Source organism: Streptomyces pristinaespiralis, from assembly GCF_001278075.1.
In the GTDB taxonomy this organism is placed as follows: Bacteria; Actinomycetota; Actinomycetes; order Streptomycetales; family Streptomycetaceae; genus Streptomyces; species Streptomyces pristinaespiralis.
Map to the genome: position 1 here is coordinate 825,901 of NZ_CP011340.1, position 20,231 is coordinate 846,131.

The 20,231-nt window shown below is 68.7% G+C and carries 18 protein-coding genes and 4 pseudogenes; 11 read left to right on the plus strand and 11 right to left on the minus strand.

Annotation, left to right across the window (positions count from 1 at the left end; all coding sequences use genetic code 11):
* The first annotated feature begins 30 nt into the window (after positions 1-30).
* The gene (locus SPRI_RS03285; RefSeq protein ID WP_037773060.1) at positions 31-324 is read left to right on the plus strand and encodes an ArsR/SmtB family transcription factor; all 294 of its coding nucleotides are present in this window, start codon (positions 31-33) and stop codon (positions 322-324) included.
* A complete protein-coding gene (locus tag SPRI_RS03290) occupies positions 321-707 on the plus strand; it encodes a VOC family protein (RefSeq protein WP_005308247.1) in 387 nt (128 codons plus the stop codon). The genes SPRI_RS03285 and SPRI_RS03290 overlap by 4 nt, the downstream gene beginning before the upstream one ends.
* An 86-nt stretch (positions 708-793) precedes the next feature.
* Here SPRI_RS03290 and SPRI_RS03295 read toward each other — a convergent pair whose 3' ends face one another.
* From SPRI_RS03295 to SPRI_RS03305, 3 genes are all read right to left on the minus strand, one after another.
* Complete coding sequence (locus tag SPRI_RS03295; RefSeq protein WP_005308249.1) at positions 794-1,117, minus strand: hypothetical protein; 324 nt, start codon at positions 1,115-1,117, stop codon at positions 794-796.
* 48 nt (positions 1,118-1,165) lie between these two features.
* Positions 1,166-1,750, minus strand: coding sequence for a dienelactone hydrolase family protein (locus tag SPRI_RS03300; RefSeq protein WP_005308251.1), 585 nt, complete (start codon positions 1,748-1,750; stop codon positions 1,166-1,168).
* 353 nt (positions 1,751-2,103) lie between these two features.
* A complete protein-coding gene (locus tag SPRI_RS03305) occupies positions 2,104-2,580 on the minus strand; it encodes a DUF7919 family protein (protein ID WP_005308253.1) in 477 nt (158 codons plus the stop codon).
* Between the two features lie 370 nt (positions 2,581-2,950).
* Between SPRI_RS03305 and SPRI_RS03310 the strand changes: the two genes are divergently transcribed.
* Positions 2,951-3,739: a maleylpyruvate isomerase N-terminal domain-containing protein gene (locus SPRI_RS03310; RefSeq protein WP_005308256.1), complete on the plus strand. Its 789-nt coding sequence runs from the start codon at positions 2,951-2,953 to the stop codon at positions 3,737-3,739.
* Between the two features lie 94 nt (positions 3,740-3,833).
* Here the strand turns inward: SPRI_RS03310 and SPRI_RS36765 are convergent.
* Positions 3,834-4,206, minus strand: a pseudogene (locus tag SPRI_RS36765) (transposase); the annotation flags it as partial.
* 39 nt (positions 4,207-4,245) lie between these two features.
* On the opposite strand from SPRI_RS36765, the pseudogene SPRI_RS36770 reads away from it, so the two are divergent.
* Both SPRI_RS36770 and SPRI_RS03320 read left to right on the plus strand, forming a co-directional pair.
* Positions 4,246-4,716: pseudogene (locus tag SPRI_RS36770) on the plus strand (ATP-binding protein); the annotation flags it as partial.
* A 306-nt stretch (positions 4,717-5,022) separates the two neighbouring features.
* Positions 5,023-5,325, plus strand: coding sequence for a hypothetical protein (locus SPRI_RS03320; RefSeq protein ID WP_234020315.1), 303 nt, complete (start codon positions 5,023-5,025; stop codon positions 5,323-5,325).
* 331 nt (positions 5,326-5,656) lie between these two features.
* On the opposite strand, the pseudogene SPRI_RS36775 reads toward SPRI_RS03320, so the two are convergent.
* Together SPRI_RS36775 and SPRI_RS03325 are read right to left on the minus strand one after the other, a co-directional pair.
* Positions 5,657-6,027 (minus strand): annotated as a pseudogene (locus SPRI_RS36775) (transposase); the annotation flags it as partial.
* Between the two features lie 61 nt (positions 6,028-6,088).
* A complete protein-coding gene (locus SPRI_RS03325) occupies positions 6,089-6,829 on the minus strand; it encodes a DUF6333 family protein (protein ID WP_063805322.1) in 741 nt (246 codons plus the stop codon).
* A gap of 169 nt (positions 6,830-6,998) precedes the next feature.
* Between SPRI_RS03325 and SPRI_RS03330 the strand changes: the two genes are divergently transcribed.
* The 4 genes from SPRI_RS03330 to SPRI_RS38415 all read left to right on the plus strand — a co-directional run bounded on the left by SPRI_RS03330 (position 6,999) and on the right by SPRI_RS38415 (position 11,493).
* Positions 6,999-9,338 carry a hypothetical protein gene (locus tag SPRI_RS03330; RefSeq protein ID WP_234020316.1) on the plus strand — a complete coding sequence of 780 codons (2,340 nt, stop codon included), beginning with the start codon at positions 6,999-7,001 and terminating at the stop codon, positions 9,336-9,338.
* Positions 9,339-9,700: 362 nt separating this feature from the next.
* Complete coding sequence (locus SPRI_RS03335) at positions 9,701-10,366, plus strand: acetoacetate decarboxylase family protein (protein WP_005308269.1); 666 nt, start codon at positions 9,701-9,703, stop codon at positions 10,364-10,366.
* A 110-nt stretch (positions 10,367-10,476) separates the two neighbouring features.
* The gene (locus SPRI_RS03340; RefSeq protein WP_005308271.1) at positions 10,477-11,130 is read left to right on the plus strand and encodes an ATP-dependent endonuclease; all 654 of its coding nucleotides are present in this window, start codon (positions 10,477-10,479) and stop codon (positions 11,128-11,130) included.
* Positions 11,131-11,271: 141 nt separating this feature from the next.
* Positions 11,272-11,493, plus strand: a complete 222-nt coding sequence (locus SPRI_RS38415; RefSeq protein WP_005308274.1) for a hypothetical protein — start codon at positions 11,272-11,274, stop codon at positions 11,491-11,493.
* Positions 11,494-11,650: 157 nt separating this feature from the next.
* Here the strand turns inward: SPRI_RS38415 and SPRI_RS03345 are convergent, their stop codons facing one another.
* Both SPRI_RS03345 and SPRI_RS03350 read right to left on the minus strand, forming a co-directional pair.
* On the minus strand, positions 11,651-12,748 hold the full coding sequence (locus SPRI_RS03345; RefSeq protein ID WP_050791399.1) for a MinD/ParA family ATP-binding protein: 1,098 nt from the start codon (positions 12,746-12,748) through the stop codon (positions 11,651-11,653).
* Between the two features lie 214 nt (positions 12,749-12,962).
* Positions 12,963-15,209 carry an FhaA domain-containing protein gene (locus SPRI_RS03350; protein WP_005308278.1) on the minus strand — a complete coding sequence of 749 codons (2,247 nt, stop codon included), beginning with the start codon at positions 15,207-15,209 and terminating at the stop codon, positions 12,963-12,965.
* A 702-nt stretch (positions 15,210-15,911) separates the two neighbouring features.
* Here SPRI_RS03350 and SPRI_RS03355 point away from each other — a divergent pair.
* On the plus strand, positions 15,912-16,481 hold the full coding sequence (locus SPRI_RS03355; RefSeq protein ID WP_005308279.1) for a peptidoglycan-binding domain-containing protein: 570 nt from the start codon (positions 15,912-15,914) through the stop codon (positions 16,479-16,481).
* Between the two features lie 461 nt (positions 16,482-16,942).
* Here SPRI_RS03355 and SPRI_RS03360 read toward each other — a convergent pair whose 3' ends face one another.
* The 3 genes and pseudogenes from SPRI_RS03360 to SPRI_RS39930 all read right to left on the minus strand — a co-directional run.
* Positions 16,943-17,290, minus strand: coding sequence for a hypothetical protein (locus SPRI_RS03360; RefSeq protein ID WP_238996196.1), 348 nt, complete (start codon positions 17,288-17,290; stop codon positions 16,943-16,945).
* A 175-nt stretch (positions 17,291-17,465) separates the two neighbouring features.
* Positions 17,466-17,726, minus strand: coding sequence for an MDR/zinc-dependent alcohol dehydrogenase-like family protein (locus SPRI_RS39115; protein WP_050791401.1), 261 nt, complete (start codon positions 17,724-17,726; stop codon positions 17,466-17,468).
* Between the two features lie 25 nt (positions 17,727-17,751).
* Positions 17,752-18,096, minus strand: a pseudogene (locus SPRI_RS39930) (zinc-binding dehydrogenase); the annotation flags it as partial.
* 125 nt (positions 18,097-18,221) lie between these two features.
* Here SPRI_RS39930 and SPRI_RS03370 point away from each other — a divergent pair.
* The gene (locus tag SPRI_RS03370; RefSeq protein WP_005308284.1) at positions 18,222-20,048 is read left to right on the plus strand and encodes a glycoside hydrolase family 15 protein; all 1,827 of its coding nucleotides are present in this window, start codon (positions 18,222-18,224) and stop codon (positions 20,046-20,048) included.
* Positions 20,049-20,231: the final 183 nt, after the last annotated feature.

Consider the following 20,231-nt stretch of genomic DNA (forward strand, 5'->3'; position numbering starts at 1 on the left):
GCAAGTGTTCACTTGCCTATCGTGGGGGTCATGGCGGAGGATGTCTTCAAGGCACTGGCCGACCCCACCCGTCGGCGCATCCTTGACGAGCTGGTGGAACGGGACGGCCAGACCCTGTTCGAGATTTGCACGCGGCTGCTGACGAAACACGGCCTGGGGCTGTCCCGCCAGGCGGTCAGCCAACATCTGGCCGTACTGGAGTCAGCGGGTCTGGTCGTTTCACGGCGCCAGGGCCGATACAAGTTCCATGACCTCAACACCGAACCCCTCGAGTCCATCATGACCCGATGGCTCAGGCCCCAGACACCGGAGAGCACCCCATGAGGATCCACGTATCGAGCGTCTTCGTCGACGACCAGGAGAAGGCCCTGCGCTTCTACACCGACGTACTGGGCTTCGTGAAGAAGCACGACGTCCCCATGGGCGAGGACCGGTGGCTCACCGTGGTCTCGCCGGAAGACCCCGAAGGCACCGAACTGCTGCTGGAACCCTCCGGCCACCCCGCGGTCCAGCCCTACAAGACGGCACTGGTCGAGGACGGCATCCCGGCCACCTCCTTCGCCGTGGACGACGTCCGGGCGGAGTTCGCCCGGCTGCGCGAGCTCGGGGTGAACTTCACCCAGGAGCCGCTGGAGATGGGCCCGGTCACCACGGCGGTCCTGGACGACACGTGCGGCAACCTGATCCAGATCGTGCACAGCAAGTAGGAACCGGCACCCGGCCCCACGCCTTCTTGCCGCCCTGCCACGCCCGCCGCACCACGGCGGGCGTCAGCGTGCCGGCGTCTCGTCGATCAGAAGTCGAGTTCGTCCTCGAAGTAGCAGGAGGGGAGCGCCCTGATCCGAGAGCCCCTCAAGGCGTCGAGTACTGCCTGCACGGACGACACAACGCTCTTCGGAGCGGCGTCGTGAGTCGCACTGCACTCGATGACGGTCCACCAGTCGAGGAACCCCTCACCGCCGGTTTCGTAGTCGTTATGGGCGATCGAGATTTCAACGGCACCGACCTTGAGCCGCGTTTCACCCTTTATGCCCAGGGTCGAGGAAAGCGAGCGACGCACGAGGTCGTGATCATCCGAGTCGACATAAATGTCGCAGCTGGCGTACTCATCCAACATATCCGCCTGCCTCCGTACGCCGTACACACGCCGGCGCCGACTCACCGATCACCGACATTCTCGTTCCGGCCCTGGCCCGGCAAAGTCCAGCACCCGGCGCCAGGTCAGCTCCGCGGCCTGTGGGTCGTAGTCAGGGAGGTCGCGGTCGGTATAGAAGTGGCCGGCGCCCGGGTAGCGGAAGATCTCCAGGTCGACCCCGGCCTCCCGTGCCGTCCGGGTCATGGCGGCGACACGCTCAGGCGGGGCGAACCGGTCCGGCTCGGCCGCGTGCAGCTGGACGCGGAGACCCGGCCGCACGGAGCCGGGGATGTCGGCCGTGGCGTGCAGCAGGACGACACCAGCGGTACCGGGGCGCTCGGCCCACAGGTCGGAGACGACGCCGGTCCCCATCGAGACACCGACCAGGACGGTCTCGTCCGGCATCGCGTCCAGAGCCTGCCGAGCCCGCTCGATCACTGCCGACCAGCCGATCCCTTCCACAAGCCGGAACCCCTGGTCGAGAGTGGCCGCGGTCTCACCGCCGTAGAGATCGGGCGTGACGACCTCATGCCCGGCATGCCGCAGTCGCTCGGCGGCGAGGAGCTCGGCGGAGCGCAGACCGAGAACGGAGTGGAAGAGCGCGATATGGGCCATGCCACCATCGTGCCGTCCGACGGCTCCAGGACACCAAGCAGCCCTGCGGAGTGGCTATGACGGGCACATTCGCTACGCGGGCTGTTCTGGGCCGGGCCTGAGGCCGCAGCCTTCTCCAGCCGGCGCTGCACCCGGTGCGGTCCGGTAGCAGTCGTCCTCATCGCTCGGCTCGTGGAAGCCGGGATCCCGGACGATCTGGGTCACCGGCTCCTGCCGATTGAACCGGGGGATGGGCCGGGGATCACGCCACAGCAGCCGGGGAGGAAGCACGCGCCCAGAGGGCCTACATCTTTCACGGGACGGTCTCGGTCGCCTCAATCCGGCTCCGGCTGCGCAGGTGAGTTCGCTCGCCGCTACTCCAACATGCGTTCCGCGTCTTCCGGAACCCAAGGGAAGGGGACGTTGGGCCATCGCGCGGCCGCCCACACGTCGAGATCGACGGCCAGAACGGCATCGATGAAGACTTGCGGCGGCCGGTAACCATGGGCGGTGACGTAGTGGGTGATCAGGAACGGAGCGGCATAGGCGGTGCCGGGCCGGCCCGGGATCCGTAGCTCTCCGTTTCCTTCCGGAGCGACTGCCGCAGGACACAGGTCGCACTCGTGCACCCCGAGGCAGACGTTCATCCACTGGACCTCCTGAACGGCCTTCAGCTTCTCCACGAAGGCCGTGGAGACCCATCCTGTCGAGTACGGTTCGCCGGATTCCAGCCATCCGATATTCAGGCGGGTGTACTCGGGGCGGTACCAGGCCGCGTAATAGCCGGACTCCCTGTCCGTAAACGCATCCTCGTCCTGGTAGTCGTACTCGCTGAGATCTTCGTAGAACACCCGCACATCATCGCCACACCGCCTAGGTGACGCTCAAGCCATTGCCATGACCCATCGGACACGCCCTAGCTAGGGCGCGTATCGAGTCGTGATCAACGGTTGTCCAGGTTGGGGTCGTTGATCTTGGCAATGGCGGCTGTGCTGCAAAGCCTCAGGGCGAATCTTCGGTGCGAGTCGTGTCGTCGAGGCGCATGGCGATCGAAGCTATGCCCTTGGAGAGGCGAACCAGTCGCCGCGTGCGCGGCTCGCTCCGGTTGATGGTCTGCGATGCTGCTTCGCTGCGCCCGCTAGACCGGCCGGGCTGGGCGTCAAGGTGCCGTCCTGCGAAAATCGCTGGTCGGTCGCCGCCGCACAGTGATAGGAAACCTGGGTGACCAAGACCTTGGACTTCCCCGAGCTGCTGCGCCTGATCGACGAGCGGTCGGCCGCCTTCCGGGCCGCGATCGCCTCCGCGCCCAGCCTCGATGTGCAGGTGCCGACCTGCCCCGAGTGGACGCTGCTCGACCTGGTGCACCACCTGGGCGAGGGGCGTCGCGCCTGGGCCGCCACGGTGGCGGCTGGGCCGGACGCCTCGGGCAAGTTGGCGGGGGAGGGCTTGGCCGCACCGCAGGAGCACGAGGCCCTGCTCGCTTGGCTGGCCGAGTCGACGCAGCAGATGCTGGACGCGTTGCGGGAGGCCGGCCCGGAGCGCGGTTGCTGGACGTGGTGGGGCTCGTCGCAGTCGCCGCGGACCTGCGGTGCCGTCGCCCGGCACCAGCTCCAGGAGATCGCGATGCACACCTATGACGCCCAGCTCACCGTGGGCGCCCCGGAGCCGCTGCCGGAGGACGTGGCGCTCGATGGTGTCGAGGAGTTCCTGTTCACCTGCTGCACCACGACGGTCGCCTGGCCGCACAAGCCTGCCGTCGTCGACTACCACGTCACCGAGGGCGGCTCCTGGCGCCAATCGGTCTCCGCCGATGGTTCGCGGGCCTTCCGTCTGCCCGAATCCGGCGGTGTGCCCGCCGCCGGCGAGGACTCGGAGTCGGTCGACGTCTCCGCCCGGGGCACGGCGAGTGACCTGGTCCTGGCCTTCTACGGTCGCATCCCGCTGGACTCCCTGACGCTCGAAGGCGATCGGCACCTCTTCGATCTTCTGGAAAAGTGGGACATGGAGTAGGACTGCCTGGAGGGCCGATCTTCGGACGTCCGCACAGCGCGGATCGTGCGCTCCAGTTGGCGGAGGGTGTTGTCCAGCGTCTGGTTCCCTGTCCTCACCGCTGCGTTGTGTCACGCCCGGCATCCGGACACGGAAGCCCCCGGGTGAGGTCCTTGATCCAGATCATCGAGGCGCGTAGGTGGAGGCCCGCGAGGTAGCTCTGCCCTGGTGGCGATGCCTCTCCAGGCCTTCAGCTTGTTGATCAGCCGTTCGACGGTGTTCCTCTCCTTGTAGAGGTCGGCGTCGTGTCCGACGGGCCGACCGCCCCCGGGGCCCTTCCTCTTCCGATTGGCGGCCTGGTCCGACTTCTCCGGGATGACCGCCTTGATGTGACGTTTGCGCAGGTGGGCGCGGTTGCCACGGGATGAATAGGCCTTGTCCCCGGCAATCGCGTCCGGTCGGGTGCGTGGGCGACCGACCGGCCCGCGGACCTGTCTAGGACGGCCTCTTTTGGCCCCGGAGGAACGGTCCAGGCCGGCAACCCGCTCTGCCTGATCGGCGACTCCGGGACCGGCAAGTCCCACCTGCTGATCGGGCTCGGCACCGCGATCGCGGAGGCCGGCGGACGCATCCGATACACGACTGCGGCGAACCTGGTGAACGAGCTGGCCGAGGCTGCCAGTGACAAGCAGCTGGGGCGCACGATCAAGAAGTACGGCCGGGTGGACCTGCTCTGCCTCGACGAGTTCGGCTACGTCAAGCTCGACCGGCACGGCGCCGAGCTGCTGTTCCAGATCTTCACCGAACGCGAGGAACGGCACGCGATCGCGATCGCCTCGAACAGGCCGTTCACCGAGTGGGACCAGACCTTCACCGACAAGCGGCTCTGTCAGGCCATCGTCGACCGGCTCACCTTCGAGGCCCACATCATCGAGACTGGCACCCAGTCCTTCCGCCTCGCCAGCACCACGGCCAAGCGCAAAGCGGCCGCGGCCTGACGAGAGCGATCTCTTGGTGAGAGCGACGGCTGAAACTCTCGCTCTCACCACGGATTCAAGCTCTCGACAAGCCAGACCCCGCGCCGGGCCCGAGAGGCTTACTGGGAGACTGCAACGAGTTAGGTCTCTTGGGTGGGGCGGGATATGAACCGAAGACTGTTCGGTCTGGCATGCACGCTGATCCTGGCGGCATCGGCGAGTGCGACCGGCTGCGGCCGCTACTCCCCATGTCCTGGGGCGGGCCAGCGGCCGGAGGGACTCAGCACGAAGGACCTGGTCGGCACCTATCAAAGCACTGTCGGACGCGTGACTCTCAGCAACGACGGGACGTTCACCACACTCGGGTGGCCCGCAAGTCTTGCAGAAGCCACCGGTGACCCGCAGAGCAGAACCGGAAGCGGAACTTGGGAGCTGACTACCGCTGACGACTCCGGCTGGCCTGTCGACTTCACCTTCCACAAGATCAGCGGCTACTGGGACAGCGACGTCAATGGTGGGTACTACGGAGACGGTCTTTACGTCAGCGGCAGTCGCGAGAACCCGCACCTCTACGGATACGTCGGCGACCCCGACAGCTGTGAACTCGACACCTTCACGCGCAACCGCTGAGACACGCTTCCCACGGCCTATGCCCATGAACCTGGGCGTCGTTCGCACGTGAGTTAGTCGGCCACGCCCAACAAGGCGCCCGCCCGTCCGCAATCCTGTCAGGGGAAGCAGCCGGACGGGCTCCGTGGACCCACGCTACCGGCCGCCGCGGACCGCCGTCCGCACCTACCGGCCTCCTTCCCAGGACGCCCGCGAAACGTCACCCGATCGAGGGGTGGGGCCACTCCAAACCGTTCCTCTCCGGCACTGCCCTGACCTGTCACCCACACGGCTCAAGAGTGGGGCCAGACGAAACCGTTCCGGTGGGGCCACTGGAGGCCGTCGCAGACACAGCCTTCTCCAGAGCAGTGAACACGTCCTCGTCCAGGTGTATCCCGGCGGCGTCGTGGTGGGCCCGAGCGGTGGTGAAGCGATGCTGACCAGCGACAGGTCTACCTGGCCTCGCTTCGCGGCCTCCGCGATCAGCCCCTCCAGCAGAACCTCGAACACGCCCGCGTCACGCCACTGCCGGAAGCGGTTGGAGACCGTCGACCAAGCGCCGAACTCCTGCGGAATCTCCCGCCACTGCCCGCCGGTCTTGAACCGCCAGATCACACCCTCGAACTGCCGCCGCAGCAGCGCGGGATACGGCCCGTACTCGCCGATCGGCAGGTATGGGCCGATGTACTCCCACTCTTCGTCAGTTAGCTGCACTCGCGTCACGCAAGATGATCTACCGGATCGAGGGCTCAGGGTGGAGCCCAATCGACAGATTGATCACGACTCAATACGCGCCCTGGTCGGAGATCCACACCTCTTCCATCAGATCCGTGGCGTCGTGCGTGTGCCGGACGCGGAACACCGACGTCCGTACCTTCCTCCGCCTCCAGGGCCGGTGGACGCCGAGGATCAGTTCCCCGAGGCCGCCCCAGTAGGTCGAGGTGGGATCGTCCGGGTCGTACGCGACATCGGCTTCCTTCGCCATCTGCGGCGTCACCCCGCAGGCGTCCAGCACCGCCTGCGGGTCGCCTTCCAGCGTCCACCGCGACGGATCGTCCTCGACCGGCCAGCCCTCGGAGTGCACCGGCTCGACGCCGGGCACCACCCACGCGGCCTCCTCGTGGGTCTCCCCGCGGTCGACCGTCGCGCTGCCGATGATCTTCGCCCCCGGGAAGCGTTCCGCGAGGTTCCTGACCTGCTCCAGCACCGGCCACGAGTTTCCGTCGTCCGCCAGAGCAGGGTCCGAGATGCCGATCACGTTCCCCCACACCCCGACCTGGATCCAGTCGAGGTCGTCGCGGGTCGTCAGGGAGAAGCCGTCGCTGATGTTCTGTTCGCCGTGATAGTCGAGCACCGCGTCGACCGTCCCAAACGACGCGGCGAACTCCCGTGCCCGCTCCGGGTCGTTGGGCGGCCAGTCTCCCGACTGGTCCGGGAACGGCGGCAGCACGACCGTGACCGTGTACTCACCCGACCCCCGCACCTGCGCCTGCGGCAGGCACGTCCAGAAGCTGTTCTCCGTCATGCCCGCCACCGTAACGGCACGGCGCAGCGCGACACGACACGGCGACACGCGGTCCGAACCCCCGTGCATCGGAGGTGAGTTGCCGCATAGGCTGGCGCGGCCGGCGTCAACGACCACGGGGGCCACTGACCCGGCCCATCCCATCCTGGGCCCCCCAGGAGTTCTCAAAGTGACCGAGTTCATACGACCGCCACGACGGCATGTCTGGACCCGTGGCATCCTCGCCCTGGCCTGCGCGGCTGTCATGGCCATGACTGGCCTTCCGTCCCTCGACAGCGCGGAGGCCGCCAAGCCGCCGGCGCTCAAACCCGGCAAGCGCTGCGACGAACTGTTCGGCCTCAAGGGCACTCCCACGAAGTCCCTCCCTCAGCGTGACGGCACCCGCGCGAAGGAGCTGTGGGACCAGTACGAGTACGTGAACCCCGGCATGGAGTTCGACGGGCTCAACCCGACCCAGGACGAGCTGGACGCCGCCGGGAAGGACTACAAGCAGTACCCCCACAGCGACCCGCGCCGCATCTACGCCCGCTTCAACGCCCAGAAGCGGTGGACGAACTTCGACGACTATCTGATCTCGCAGTACATCCCCAACCAGGGCAACGACCCGCGCGGGGAGGCGTTCGAGAAGAAGGTCGTCAAGGAGATGGGCCTGACCGGCCCCGACTGGATCTGCCAGAAGGAGGTGTACTTCACCGAGCCCGACCCCAACGACCCCAACAAGACCGTGCGTCACAAGCGGGTCCTGGACGCGTACAACAAGAAGACCCGCGAGATCGTGGAGATGAAGTCCAACGGCAAGCCGGACGGGTCCCAGACCCGCGCCGACAAGGCGTGGGCCCGGCACAGGGGCTGGAACTCCTACAAGTACACCTTCGTCTTCGGCGAACAGCAGAAGAGTGAAGCCCGCACCTTCATGAAGGACATGAAGGACGCCGCGGGCAAGGACGCACAGGGCCGTGACCGGGTGCGGGCGTACAACTTCCACTCCGACCACAAACCGCAGGCCCCGAAGGGCACGGAGAACGGTCCCTACCGGCGGAGCGACCCGTTCCTGTCCAACGGCGCGGGCAAGAACACCGGCTCCCGCGGCGGTGGCAACAACGTCATCAACCAGTCGCCGCCCACACCGAAGGACCTCAAGGAACGCCTCGACCGACTCAGGGCGGCCGACCCCCAGGGACGGATGCAGAGGGGATTCGGCGGCGTCGACTTCTCCACCCTGGACCTGCGTTACATCGGCAAGCCCGTCAAGGGCGAGGGCCTGAACTACGCGTTCTCCGCGAAGAGGGTCGAAGACGAGTACGCGGCCGGCTGGGGCGGCAAGGAGAAGGCGCAGCTCATCTCGGACGCGTTCTTCACCTGGCTCGCCCTCACGCCGGACAAGTTCTGGGTGAACCTGAACCCGGACGAGCCCGAGCGGGTCATGGACGCCGAGTTCGGCAAGACCGACGCCGGGCGGATCCTCCTCGAAGCCGACCTTCAGATGAAGCACGACTTCTTCAAGACGATGGACCCGAAGACCGATCTCGGCAAACGGTTCTGGGCGTCCCTGCCCAAGGTGAACGGCCGCCCGTGCTTCGCCGGGATCCGCAACTGGATCGAGCCGCAGACCGCGACGGTACGCGAGCAGGACGGCGGCATCCACATCCTCGACGCCCCGCTGCAACTGAAGTCCACCCCGCAGGACTTCACCACCGACCCGGGCGGCGAGCAGATCTGCAACCCGTCCAAGGCGGAACGGGACGAGGCGCAGCGGGTCATCGACCGGATGATCGTCCCCGAGGTCGAGAAGACCATCAACACGGCCCCGCAGTACGCGGACCTGCGCCGCGTCTACACCGCCCGCGTCGCCGCCGAGTTCATCCGCCAGCAGGACGCCAAGGCCCCCACCGACTACCACTCCCTCATCAACAGCAACAACGTGGCGAAGTGGCCCCTGCGCGCCCCCAACCAGAACTGGGACAAGAACGAGCTGTTCCAGAAGTACCGGCAGATCTTCCTCAACGGCGAGTTCGAGTACGACGTGGAGACCGCCGAAGGCGTGCTGGTCTACATCGTCGGCGGTGTCGACTTCTCCAAGCAGCCCAAGCGGAACATGGACACGGTGCGTTTCCGCGCCGAGCACCCCTACAAGCCCCGCACGGCCCAGTTCGCCGTCGGGCAGATGACCGACGACGCGGACCAGGACGGCTACGTGATGCTCGGCGGGAACACCGCCGGGAAGACGTCGAGCGACGACGACGCGACGCCCACTCCCACGCCGACGGACGACCCCGGCGACAAGCCGACGGACAAGCCGACCGACACCCCGTCGACCCCGGTGCCCTCCACCTCGCCGGGCGGCAACGACGACAACCCCACCCCGCCGGCCAAGGACCCCGACGGCGACCTCGCCGACACCGGCTCCGACACCCCCATCGGCCTCATCACCGCCATCGCCGCCGCCGTCGCGGCAGCCGGCGGAGCCCTGATGTGGTGGGTGCGCCGGCGGAAGGCCGAACAGGCCTGACCGGGTAACCCCACCGGCCGGAACACGACAAGCGGTCCCGCACCCGAGCCCTGGGTGCGGGACCGCGCCATGCGGTCGCTACGCCGTTCCCCTGCTCACCGGCGCTCGGCCCGTCCCGCCGGCGGCCACGCCGGCACGTCACGGCTCACTCACACCGCCCAGGCCGGGCCGGGAACCTCCGGCGTCGCCCGCACGGATGGCGGCGGCCTCCTCCCGGGCGTGGATGCCCCGATCGAAACGCGGGCACGACCACCATGGACATCCCACATCCCGGCCCGGCGCCACCGGCTCACCGGGGCCCACCGCTCAGCCCGTCCCGCTGACCGGCCCGCTCTTGCCGCGACCAACCTCCGGAGAACCGCATGAATCATCCACCAGACCCTGCACCGCACAAGCCCTTGTCGCCGGAGGCTCTCCGCTACCCGCCGCCACCGTGGCGCCTGTCCGGCACGATGTGGTCGGGACTCTTCCCCACGCACCACCGGCCCCGGGTGCCTCGCGGCCTTTCCGTACTGCTGCCCCGGCACCTGGTGATCGCCGCGATCCGCTACCTGGACGGGGACCTGCACTACAACGAATTCCTGATCGCCGGCCTCGTACGCCGTGGCAACCGCATCGGCCCCTACGTCCACCACATCTGGGTCGACAGCCCGGTCTCCCAGGTGGGCGGCCGCGAAATCTGGGGACTGGACAAGCAACTGGCCCGCTTCGACTGGACCGACCGGCAGGTGCGCATCACCACCGACCTCGGCGCACAGATCACCCTCGCCGCCGGGCCGGAGCCGCGCGCGGCGGCGCCCCTGATGCTTCCGCTTCCGGTGTTCACACCCGTCGCCGGCAACCTCACCTACGCCGTCGCACGCGCACGCCTGCACGCCGGCCCGACCCGGCTGTCACTCCCTCACTGGCCCGACGAACTCCCCCGCCTGAGCGACCACACCACCCGCCTCGCCCTGGAGGTCCCCCACTTCCACGCGGCGATGCCCGCGCCCCGGCCGGTACCGGAAGCCGCGCGCTCTCGCCCCTGACCACGCCCCCCGCCGGGCCCCCTGCCGATTTGTTGAGTCGCCGCCCGCGGAAAACGTACGTGCGTACGGGATCCCGGCCGTGCCAGGATGGCGGCGGGAAGCGAGGTCTCGTGGACGAGTTGAGGCGATTCCGCCTGGCGCTGGTGGCTTGGGCGGCCGGCGGAGCGGAGGCGGGTGCGGCGGCCGCGACGGCGCGCGAACTGGCCGGCGATGTGCGGACGATCGTGCTCGTCGAGGGCAGCAGCGACCAGGTCGCACTCCAAGCGCTGGCCGCCCGCCACAGTCGCGACCTCGAGGCCGAGGGCGTCGCGGTAGTACCCCTCGGGGGTGCGACCAACATCGGCCACTTCCTGAACATATGCGGTCCCCCTGGGCTCGGCCTCCCTCTCGCGGGTCTCTGCGACATCGGCGAGGAGCGGCATTTCCGGCGTCATCTGGAGCGGGTCGGGCTCGGGTCCGGTCTCACACAGGCCGGGCTGGAGGCACTCGGGTTCCATGTGTGTGTCGCCGACCTGGAGGACGAGCTGATCCGCGCTCACGGGGCCGACGGTGTGCAGCAGGTGATCGAGGCCCAGGGCGAGATGCGCCCCTTCCTCACCTTCCAGGGTCAGCCGGCCCAGCGGGAACGGCCCGTGGAGCACCAGCTGCGGCGCTTCATGGGCACGCACAGCGGTCGCAAGGCGCTCTACGCGCAGGCGCTGATCACTCACCTGGACCTCGAACGCGTGCCCCGGCCGCTGGAGCGCCTCCTCACCCACGTCTGAACCGGCCCCGCCGGCGCCTCGCCGACCGAGCGGGGAAGCCGAGGACGGTCGTCACCATGGCGTTGGGCGGTCAGAGTGCCGGGGCGCGGGCGTCATCGGCGTGCCTCACGGCAGCATCGTTCGTCGGCGTCATCCTTAACCATGGACAACGGCGAAGCGACATGGCGCAGCACCGACACTCTCGGCCTCGAGGTCCGGACGGACGGAACCGGCACCGTCGCCATAAGGATCCTGGGCTGGGAAGGCGTACTGCCCCTGTCCGTCATTCGTTTGACGACGACGGCGGTCATGGCCGCGGCTCGCCCACCAGCGGCGAGCGATGTCGAACTGCGCGGCCTGAGACCACAGGGCTGCACAGGCTGACCGATCGCCGGGCCCCGGGAGCTACGCGGTAGAGCCCGATGCCGCGAGGTGGCATCGACAGCCGTGCCCGTCCGCCTGCTCTCGTACGAGCGATGGCCCCCCCAGGAGCCGACCGCCGGCGGACGCTCGAAGCCTGACCAGTTCGAGGCCTGCTGACTCACCCGACACCGGAGGGGAGAGAACGCCGGCCGTCGTCGTGACCAGGACGCGGAGCGGGGCCCCGGCCTGCGGCGCCGGGCCGGGTGCGGGCGAAGTCGGCGGCGACGAGCGCGGCCAGGCCGAGGTAGGCGTCTCGGGTCCGTGCCTTCATCCGTGCCGGTTCCACCTCGGTGCCTGCCGCGAGGTGCTTGTCGAAGGGGGTCACCACCACGCCACGGCACCGGTGACGCAAGTGGCCCGCGACCGCGTCCACTTCGACTCTGGAGTCGCGGGTCTCTGCCACCACCGTGATGCTGCGCCGGACGAGGTCCCCGTAGCCCTGGACCGTGAGCCAGTCCAGGGCGGTGCCGGCGCCGGCCGCGCCGCCCCCGCCGGACGAGGCGACGAGGATCAGTTGATCAGCGAGGGCCAGGACACCACGCATGGTGCTGTGCAGCAGTCCGATGCCGGAGTCGGTGAGAATGATCGGGTAGTGCCGTCCGAGACAGCCCACGGCCCGGCGGTAGTCCTCGTCGCTGACAGCCCGCGAAGTGGCGGGGTCCACGTCATCGGCAAGAATCTCCAAGCCGCTCGACGCCTGCGACGTGTAGCGGCGTACCGCCATGTAGGTGGTGAGGTTCGGGAGGTCGGCCACCAGGTCGCGGATGGTTGCCCCGGTCTCACGACGCGCACGGCGGCTGAGGGCGCCGCCATCCGGGTTCGCGTCGATCGCGACGACCCGGTCCTGGCGCTCCGTGGCCAGCGTCGCGCCCAACGCGGCCGTGGTGGTCGCCTCTCCTCCACCCTTGAGACTGATGACCGCGATCTTGTAGCACTCCATCACCGGAGTACGGAGCACGGCCCGCTTCTCCCCCCGCGCCCGCTCCCCCGCCCTGCCGCCGAGGCGCAGCCTCCTCAAGCCTCGACGCACGCCGTGCTTGTCGCGCAGCAAACGGTCGGAGGAGAGCTCGATGGCGGCGCTGTGCCCCAGCCCGCCACTGCACCCGCCGCCTGCCGTCCACTCCGCGGGAGCACAGGACGGCGGCGACGCGAAGGCGGTCTCGGCGCCCTGGCCGGGTGCGGGGTCCCCGCGGGTGACGGGGCCGTCATTCGTCATGCCGTGCGCTCCATTCTCCGAGTCGGAGGGTCCGTCAGGGAACAGGCCGCGAGGTCGACGGGCCGTACGCTCCTGCGGGGCGGGACGGGGGCGGCGGCCCTGAACAGGGTCGGGCCGCCCGGGCCGACCGAGCCATTGGTGACTGCCACCCGTGGCTGCGGTTGCTCGGCGCCGGGCAGCCCGTTCGGCTGTCCGATGAGCCCCTTGGTCCGGTTCAGCCCCAGGCAGGAGCGGAGAACAGGCTGGCCGTGTTGTAGCCGGGGCGGGTGGTGGTGCTCCAGCCCGCGGCGGCGGGCTGGGTGCGGGCGAAGTCCGCGGCGACGAGCGCGGCCAGATTGAAGTAGGCGTCGCGGGTCCGTGCCTTCATCTGCGACAGTTCCACCTCGGCGCCCGCGGCGAGGTGCTCGTCGAAGGGCGTCACCACCACGCCGCGGCAGCGGGCACGGAAGTGGGCCACCACCTCGTTCACCTTGACCATCTTGCTGGTCTTGCGCGTCTCGGACACCACGGTGATGCTGCGCTGGACGAGGTCCGCGTAACCCTGCGCGTTGAGCCAGTCCAGGGTGGTGCTCGCGCTGGTCGCGCCGTCCACACTCGACGTGGCGACGATGATCAGTTGGTCGGCGAGGTCCAGGACACCGCGCATGGCGCTGTGCAGCAGGCCGGTGCCGGAGTCGGTGAGGATGATCGGGTAGTGCTGTCCGAGGCAGCCGACGACCCGTCGGTAGTCCTCGTCGTTGAATGCCGTCGAAATGGCGGGGTCCACGTCATTGGCAAGGATCTCCAGTCCGCTCGAGGACTGGGACGTGTAGCGGCGTACCGCCATGTAGTTGTTGAGGTTCGGGATGTCGGCCACCAGGTCACGGATGGTCGCCCCGGTCTCGCGGCGTGTACGGCGGCTGAGGGTTCCGGCGTCCGGGTTGGCGTCGATGGCGACGACCCGGTCCTGGCGCTCCGAGGCGAGCGTCGCGCCCAAGGCGGTCGTCGTAGTGGTCTTGCCGACCCCGCCTTTGAGACTGATGACCGCGATCTTGTAGCACTCCATCACCGGAGCGCGCAGGAGGGCGAGCTTCTGCTCGCGCTCCCGCTCTGCGCTCCTGCCGAGGCGCAGCTTCTTCAGACCTCGACGGACGCCGTGCTTGTTGCGCAGAAGCCGGTCGGAGGAGAGATCGGCGGCCGAGCTGTGCCCCAGCCCTCCGCTGTGCCCCTCCCGTGCCGTCCACTCCGCGGGAGCGTAGGGCAGCGGCGGGCGTGGGGAGTACGGCGGCCGGGTGACGGCGGGTGACAGTTGGTCCGCCCTGACGTAGGGGCGCGAAAGAGGCGTGAGGTCGTCCGAGGGAAGCCGGACGGGGTTCGGCGGCTGAGGCATGCCCCCGTCGACGGGAGCCATGCCGTTCCGGAGTTCTTGGCCGCCGGCCGGCCGGGTGCTTGGGGCGTCCCCGTCCGGTGGCGCCTGGTCTGGTGAGTCGGTGTACTCCTGGGCCGAGCCGGATACGGCACCGTCCACGCTGATGTCACGGTCGTTGGTCATGCTGTGCAGTCCGTTCGCAGAATTGGAAGGCTTTTCAGGCAAGGGGCCGGCGTGGTCACGGCAGTGCTCCGTCGTCACCGGGCCAGCGGGCTTCTCGGGGCCGTGACGTGGGGCTTCTTTGCCGGAGGAGTCGGCTGATCCCGCCACCGGGAGCGCTGATCGCCCGGCGGGGGCACTCTCTTGCTGGACCTCGGGGACACCGTCCGGGGCGCCGGTTCGAATCGGGCGCTCCGCTCTCTCCCGTGCCGGGCCGGCCGGCCGAGGGCCGCCGGAACCGGTACGCAGGGCCGGTGCCGCCCGCCCCGCACGGCGCAGCGCGCCGATATTGGCGCCCTTCGTCTCGGACCCGGCGGAACGTCGGAGCGGATCAGGCGTGGCGGGAGAGCGGGGGTCGGCGCGAACCAGCATTCCGTTGTCCCCGACGCGCAGGTTGAGGGCTATGAACTGGTCCGCCGTCAGCACCTGCTTGTCCCCGATGAGCGCCCGCACGGGAGGCTCTCCGGCCTGGCCCTGGCGTCGCCATGCCGGATGACGGAGCCCGGCTTCCGCGGTCTCGGGCGGGACCTCGATCCGGCTGCGTACGCGGTAGAGCCCGGCATCAAGGTCGTCCGCGCGCTGCAGCTGCACCTTCAGGGGGCCCACGAACGAGTACCGCTGCGCTTCGGCGTACTCGCGCACCTTCTCGACCAGCTCTTCACCGAGCATCACGAGGCAGGGTCCGTGAAGTTCGTGGTCGGTGGGATTGAGCTCGACCACGAAATGGTTGGGCGTCACCGTGCGCTCGCGGTCCCAGATCCTGGCGTTGATGTCGCACTCTCGTCGCAGCGCCCCTACGAACTCCAGTGGCTGCACAGCGGACTTGAAAACCTTGGCGAAGGCACCATTGACCAGGGCCTCGAAGCGCTGCTCCAACTTGTTCAGCGTTCCCACTGCAAGCCTCCGGTGCCCTTCACCCATGCCGCCATGAGAGTGAATCGATATTTTCGATAGTGGATTCCTAGCCACTGTCGAGGCATTTCTATGGTGTGTCGCCGTCAATTCACCTGATCGTCCGCACAGTCCCTCAGCCGGTCGACATCACGAATATCGACGAATGGGCGCACTGTCGGCAACCGGAGCCGATCCTCCCCGTGGGTCATTTATCGCCGGCGGGGCCGTTTTCCTAACGCGCGGGTTGCCGGCCGGCGGCCCTTCGGGCGACCCGTAGCCGCAGAGGAGGGGCTCCACGAGTGTTGTCCGACGGATGAGCGGGGTGGCGGTGCGGGCCCACGTACGTACGGCGAGCCGGACCGCCGGCTCTCGGGGCACGCCGATCCCCGCCGCCTCGGCACGCCTTCCTCGGGTCTCGGCTCGCGCCTCGTTCGACGGGCAGGGCACGCCTTGCTCACCGCACCGGCCGGTTGCCGCCATGAGGTTTTACCGATTGCGTCGCGATACATCATGCACAGGCACTCTGATCTGGGCTTTTACGTTGAGACGAAAGAGCATTGTCGCCACTGGCGATCCGGTGGAAGCGTGCTCACGCGCTGGGTGAATCCCTCGGGCCTGACTCAGCCATCGCTGGGTCGTCGAGACGCGAGCACATCGAGCACGCGGTGACGGCCCGCCTACTCAGTCCAGAAGGAGAACGGAATGATCTTCCGCACGACACGAGGTCGGCTGGCCGGCGCCTTGATCGCCGCCTGCGCGACAGGGGCCATGGCACTGAGCTCATCACCCGCCTCGGCAAAAGTGTCCGACGGTTACATTCGCGGCTACGACATGGTCGAGGGCGACTGGTCGGACGAGGGAGTCATCTCCGCCGGCGAGTACAGCAGTTCCACTGCCACCTGCATGTGGCAGCGGATCCTGCGGGCCCACGGTGCTCCCAAACCGAGCGGCCTGCTGTTCAGCGAGTCGGACATCGACGGCCACTTCGGGCCCAACACCACCCACGCGACGAAGTGGCTCCAGTGGAAGTTCGGCCTGGTCGACTCCCCTTCCAAGGCCGACGGCCGCGTGGGCCCCAACACATTTCGCGCGGCGCAGAAGTATCTGGTACGGACGGGCGGCATCACCACACCGGGCTCCACGGTCTACTTCAGGTACGAAGGATGGCGGTACGGCACGAACATGAGCCGAAACGGCCAAGGGATTTACGTGTTCCAAGACGGAACCGACCACGCGCGTCAGGCCAACTACGACTCCAACGAGTGTGACTGACCGCGGCGTTCGCACCCCCCAACGCCCGGGCTGAGGCAGCGGAGCACGCCGGGGCGGACCCGGCCTTGACGCCGGCCCCGGGGAGCGGTGGGCCGGCCGGGCTCTGCGGCCCCGGCCGGCCGGCACCGGATCGGCCACCGGCCCGAGTCCGTAGTGCGGGTGGAAGGCGTGGCAGTCATGCACCACGGTCAACGCGTGCGGGATCTTCTTGGGCGGACCCGGCGGCCGCAACGTGCATCACTGTCTTCGGGTGCCCACCCTCTGTTGAGGGTCCCCCCTGGTCTCGCCGGCCTCGGTCCGACCAGTTGGAAAGCACGTGCCTCGGTCGAGCTGGCTCAAGTTGGTGCGCCTGTATGCCGTGACCAGCAGCACCCGGTCCTCCACCGACAGGCTCCACGGTCGAGCCTCTGCGGACCGCCTCAGCTCCTTCGTGCCGCAGCTCTGTCACCAGGCGTGCCGACTCACTTGTTGGCCAGCCGCAGATCCCCGGACCACGTGTCACACCGAACGCGGCCAGAGCCGAAGGTGATCTCCAGCGCGAGCCGCCCGTTCTCCGGGGCACCCTCTTCTCTGACGGCCAGCACCGTCTCGCCGAGGTGATCCGCGAACGGGGTCTCGCCCTCGATCGGCGCCACCGCGACGCGGCCTGACTCCGCCATGTCGTATCCCGCGAAGGGGACCTCCTGCTCCACGATCAGGCACCAGTCCGAACCGGTCGTGATGCGCGTGGTGACGGCCTCACTGTCGATCAGCCATACGTCCAGCGGGCCGGACGGAGCCCCCACGCCGTACAGATGCCACGAAGCCACCACTTGCTCAAGACGCCGACCCACCAGGTAGTCAGGACGCCCACCGACCCCGTGCAACGGGCACTTGCCCACCCTCTTCAACTCCACCCGCCGACCGTACCGTCAAGCAAACGCCCAGCTCACACCCTTAGACGGGACAATCCTTCGTTCACTCTGACGAGACCCGCACGCCACGTCAGAACTCGATGATGGCCCGTCCAAGGATCTGCCCCTCCTCCAATGCGACCCGGGCCTCCTCGATCTGGTCCAGGGAATAGCGGTTGGTCACCAGCTTCTCCAGCGGGAACTTTCCCTCACGGACCCATTCCATGAAGAGCGGGAAGTCGGTGTCGGGCACCGTGGCACCGAGACTTCCGCGGTAGTGGCGTTGGTACAGGAGGATCTCGTTCAGGTCGACCGAGACATCGGAGACAGGAATGCCCAGGAGTACCGCCATGCCGCATCTGGAGAGCGGTCGTCGGCGCGCCGACCGCGTCCATGGCGTAGTCGACTCCGCCAGGCACGATCTCCCGAATCGCCTTCACCGGGTCTGCGTTCGAGGCATTGATGGTGTGGGTGGCGCCGAACTCCTTCGCGAACTGCAGCTTATGGTCAAGCAGGTCCACCGCGATGATGGGATCGGCGCCGGCGGCCGCCGCGGCGGCGAGCGCCGACAGACCGACACCGCCGACGCCGAACACGGCCACCGACTGGCCGGGCTCGACCTTCGCCGTGTGCAGCACGGGAGGGGGGAACGGCGACGATCGCGGATCGGCGGCCTGCGAGCGCCTGGCGGGTCGACGCGAGGCGATCGGTGCACCGCGCACATGCGCGCATCTTCACCCACTCGCACCAGCGCGCCCCTGACCACCTCGCGTCCCCCGGAGCCCTCTGCCAGCGTTGGGACGAGGGTGAACCGCGATGTCCGCGTTTCCGGGGAGAGCGAGGCTTCATGTACGACCCCGATCCACCGTTCCGGCCGGTCCGCAGAGTGGACGGGTACCTGCCACTGGAGGACCTCGGGCTCATCGGCGACGGCACGACCTCCGCGCTGGTCGGACTCGACGGGTCCATTCCCTGGATGTGCCTGCCCCGGTTCGACTCGGAGCCGTTGTTCTGCGGACTTCTGGACCACGGCCGTGGCGGGCACTTCACCGTCGCGCCCGACGATCTGGTCGAGGCCCGGCAGTGGTACGCGCCCGACACCGGGGTGCTCACCACCGACCTGCGGACCCCCGACGGCGTCGTACGGCTGACCGATGCCCTCACGCTCCGCCCGGGCGCCGACCTCACCGACGACACTCCCGCCGGGCGCGCCGAGCTCGTACGCTCGGCCCAGGTCCTGTCCGGTCGGGTCCGGCTGAGGGCGGACCTGGAGCCCAGGGGCGGTGCGCAGGCGCGCGCCCTGTTCAGCGGGGTCGAGGTGCGGCCGTACCGGCAGCCCGGGCTGAGGCTCCATCTGCGCTGCAACCTCCCCCTCGAGGGCCTCCGCAACAGCTACGACATGCAGCAGGGTGACCGCCTCGACCTGGTTCTGTCCTGGGGGCGCTTCCACCGTCACCACCGCTTCGACACCGACGCCATGCTCTCCGCGACCGGTGAGGCGTGGCATCGCTGGATGGCTCGGTTCACCTACGAGGGCCCTGAGGAGCCCCTGGTCAGGCGGGCCGCGCTCACCCTGAAGATGTGCGACGACTGGTCCAACGGCTCGCTCGTCGCCGCGCCCACCTCCTCCCTCCCCGCCCCCATCGGCGGCATCCGGAACTGGGACTACCGCTACACCTGGATCCGGGACGCGGCCTTCGCCGTGTTCGCGCTGCGGCGTATCGGATTCCAGGGCGAGGCCGACTCGTTCCTCGGCTGGGTCCTCGACGCGTTCGAGCAGAGTGGACGTCCCCGCATCATGTACACCCTCGACGGGCTCACGGTCCCTGACGAGGTGGTGGACCCCGAGCTGGAGGGATACCGGCGCTCGGCCCCCGTGCGCTGGGGCAACGGCGCCACCGACCAGCGACAGCACGATGTCTACGGCGAGATCCTCGACTGCGCCGACCAGTGGCTGCTGGCCGGAGGAGAGATCCAGCCCGCCCTGTGGTCCAGCCTGGCCGGGCTGGCGGACCAGGCGGCCACCGCCTGGCGTCAGCCGGACCAGGGCATCTGGGAGGTGCGCAACGAGGGCGGTGTCTTCACCTACTCGGCGGGCCTGTGCCATGTGGCCCTGGACCGGGCGGTGCGGATCGCCGAGCGGCACGGGCTGCCCGGACGCGTCGACGAGTGGCGGACCTCGGCCGACGAACTGCGTGAACTGATCCTGAACCGTTCCTGGGACGAGGACGCGCAGACACTGAGCGTGGGGCTCTCCGGCGGAGGCGCCCTCGACGCCAGCCTGCTCGCCCTGCCGCTGCGCGGGGTCGTCCCGGTCGACCACCCCCGGATGGTGGCGACGACGGCCGCTGTGGCCGACCGTCTGTCGGCGGGCGACGGCCTGCTCTACCGCTACCTGCACGACGAGTCCCCTGACGGTCTCGCCGGTGACGAGGGGGCGTTCCTGCTGTGCAGCTTCTGGCTGGTCGACAACCTGGCCGGCCAGGGCCGGCTGGACGAGGCCGAGGAGCTGTACGCGTCCCTGTGCGCACGGGCAAGCCCGACCGGGCTCCTCTCGGAGCAGATCCATCCGTCCACGGGTGCGTTCGTGGGGAACTTCCCCCAGGCGTTCAGCCATATCGGGATCATCGCAAGCGGAGTGAACCTCGGCCGTGCACGGGCAGGCGATCGGTGAGCGGCCAGGTTCCGCCCTGATACTTCGCGGGACGAACCTGCCTCGACCCGTCCGTCGCGGCTGACGGGCCTTCAGCTTCTGCCGGGCCGGGAAGAGCTCGGCGCAGAAGCCCCAGGGATACGCGGGAGTCGCGTGCTTCTCGTGTTACGTGGGAGCCAAAAGGCGCCGCTCAGCGTGATAGGT

Excerpts from the sequence above, each read along its gene's own strand:
- SPRI_RS03285 (WP_037773060.1), top strand. The coding sequence starts at position 31 with ATGGCGGAGGATGTCTTCAAGGCACTGGCCGACCCCACCCGTCGGCGC.
- SPRI_RS03290 (WP_005308247.1), top strand. The coding sequence starts at position 321 with ATGAGGATCCACGTATCGAGCGTCTTCGTCGACGACCAGGAGAAGGCC.
- SPRI_RS03295 (WP_005308249.1), bottom strand. The coding sequence starts at position 1,117 with ATGTTGGATGAGTACGCCAGCTGCGACATTTATGTCGACTCGGATGAT.
- SPRI_RS03300 (WP_005308251.1), bottom strand. The coding sequence starts at position 1,750 with ATGGCCCATATCGCGCTCTTCCACTCCGTTCTCGGTCTGCGCTCCGCC.
- SPRI_RS03325 (WP_063805322.1), bottom strand. The coding sequence starts at position 6,829 with ATGACGGAGAACAGCTTCTGGACGTGCCTGCCGCAGGCGCAGGTGCGG.
- SPRI_RS03335 (WP_005308269.1), top strand. The coding sequence starts at position 9,701 with ATGAATCATCCACCAGACCCTGCACCGCACAAGCCCTTGTCGCCGGAG.
- SPRI_RS38415 (WP_005308274.1), top strand. The coding sequence starts at position 11,272 with ATGGACAACGGCGAAGCGACATGGCGCAGCACCGACACTCTCGGCCTC.
- SPRI_RS03345 (WP_050791399.1), bottom strand. The coding sequence starts at position 12,748 with ATGACGAATGACGGCCCCGTCACCCGCGGGGACCCCGCACCCGGCCAG.
- SPRI_RS03355 (WP_005308279.1), top strand. The coding sequence starts at position 15,912 with ATGATCTTCCGCACGACACGAGGTCGGCTGGCCGGCGCCTTGATCGCC.
- SPRI_RS39115 (WP_050791401.1), bottom strand. The coding sequence starts at position 17,726 with ATGGCGGTACTCCTGGGCATTCCTGTCTCCGATGTCTCGGTCGACCTG.
- SPRI_RS03370 (WP_005308284.1), top strand. The coding sequence starts at position 18,222 with ATGTACGACCCCGATCCACCGTTCCGGCCGGTCCGCAGAGTGGACGGG.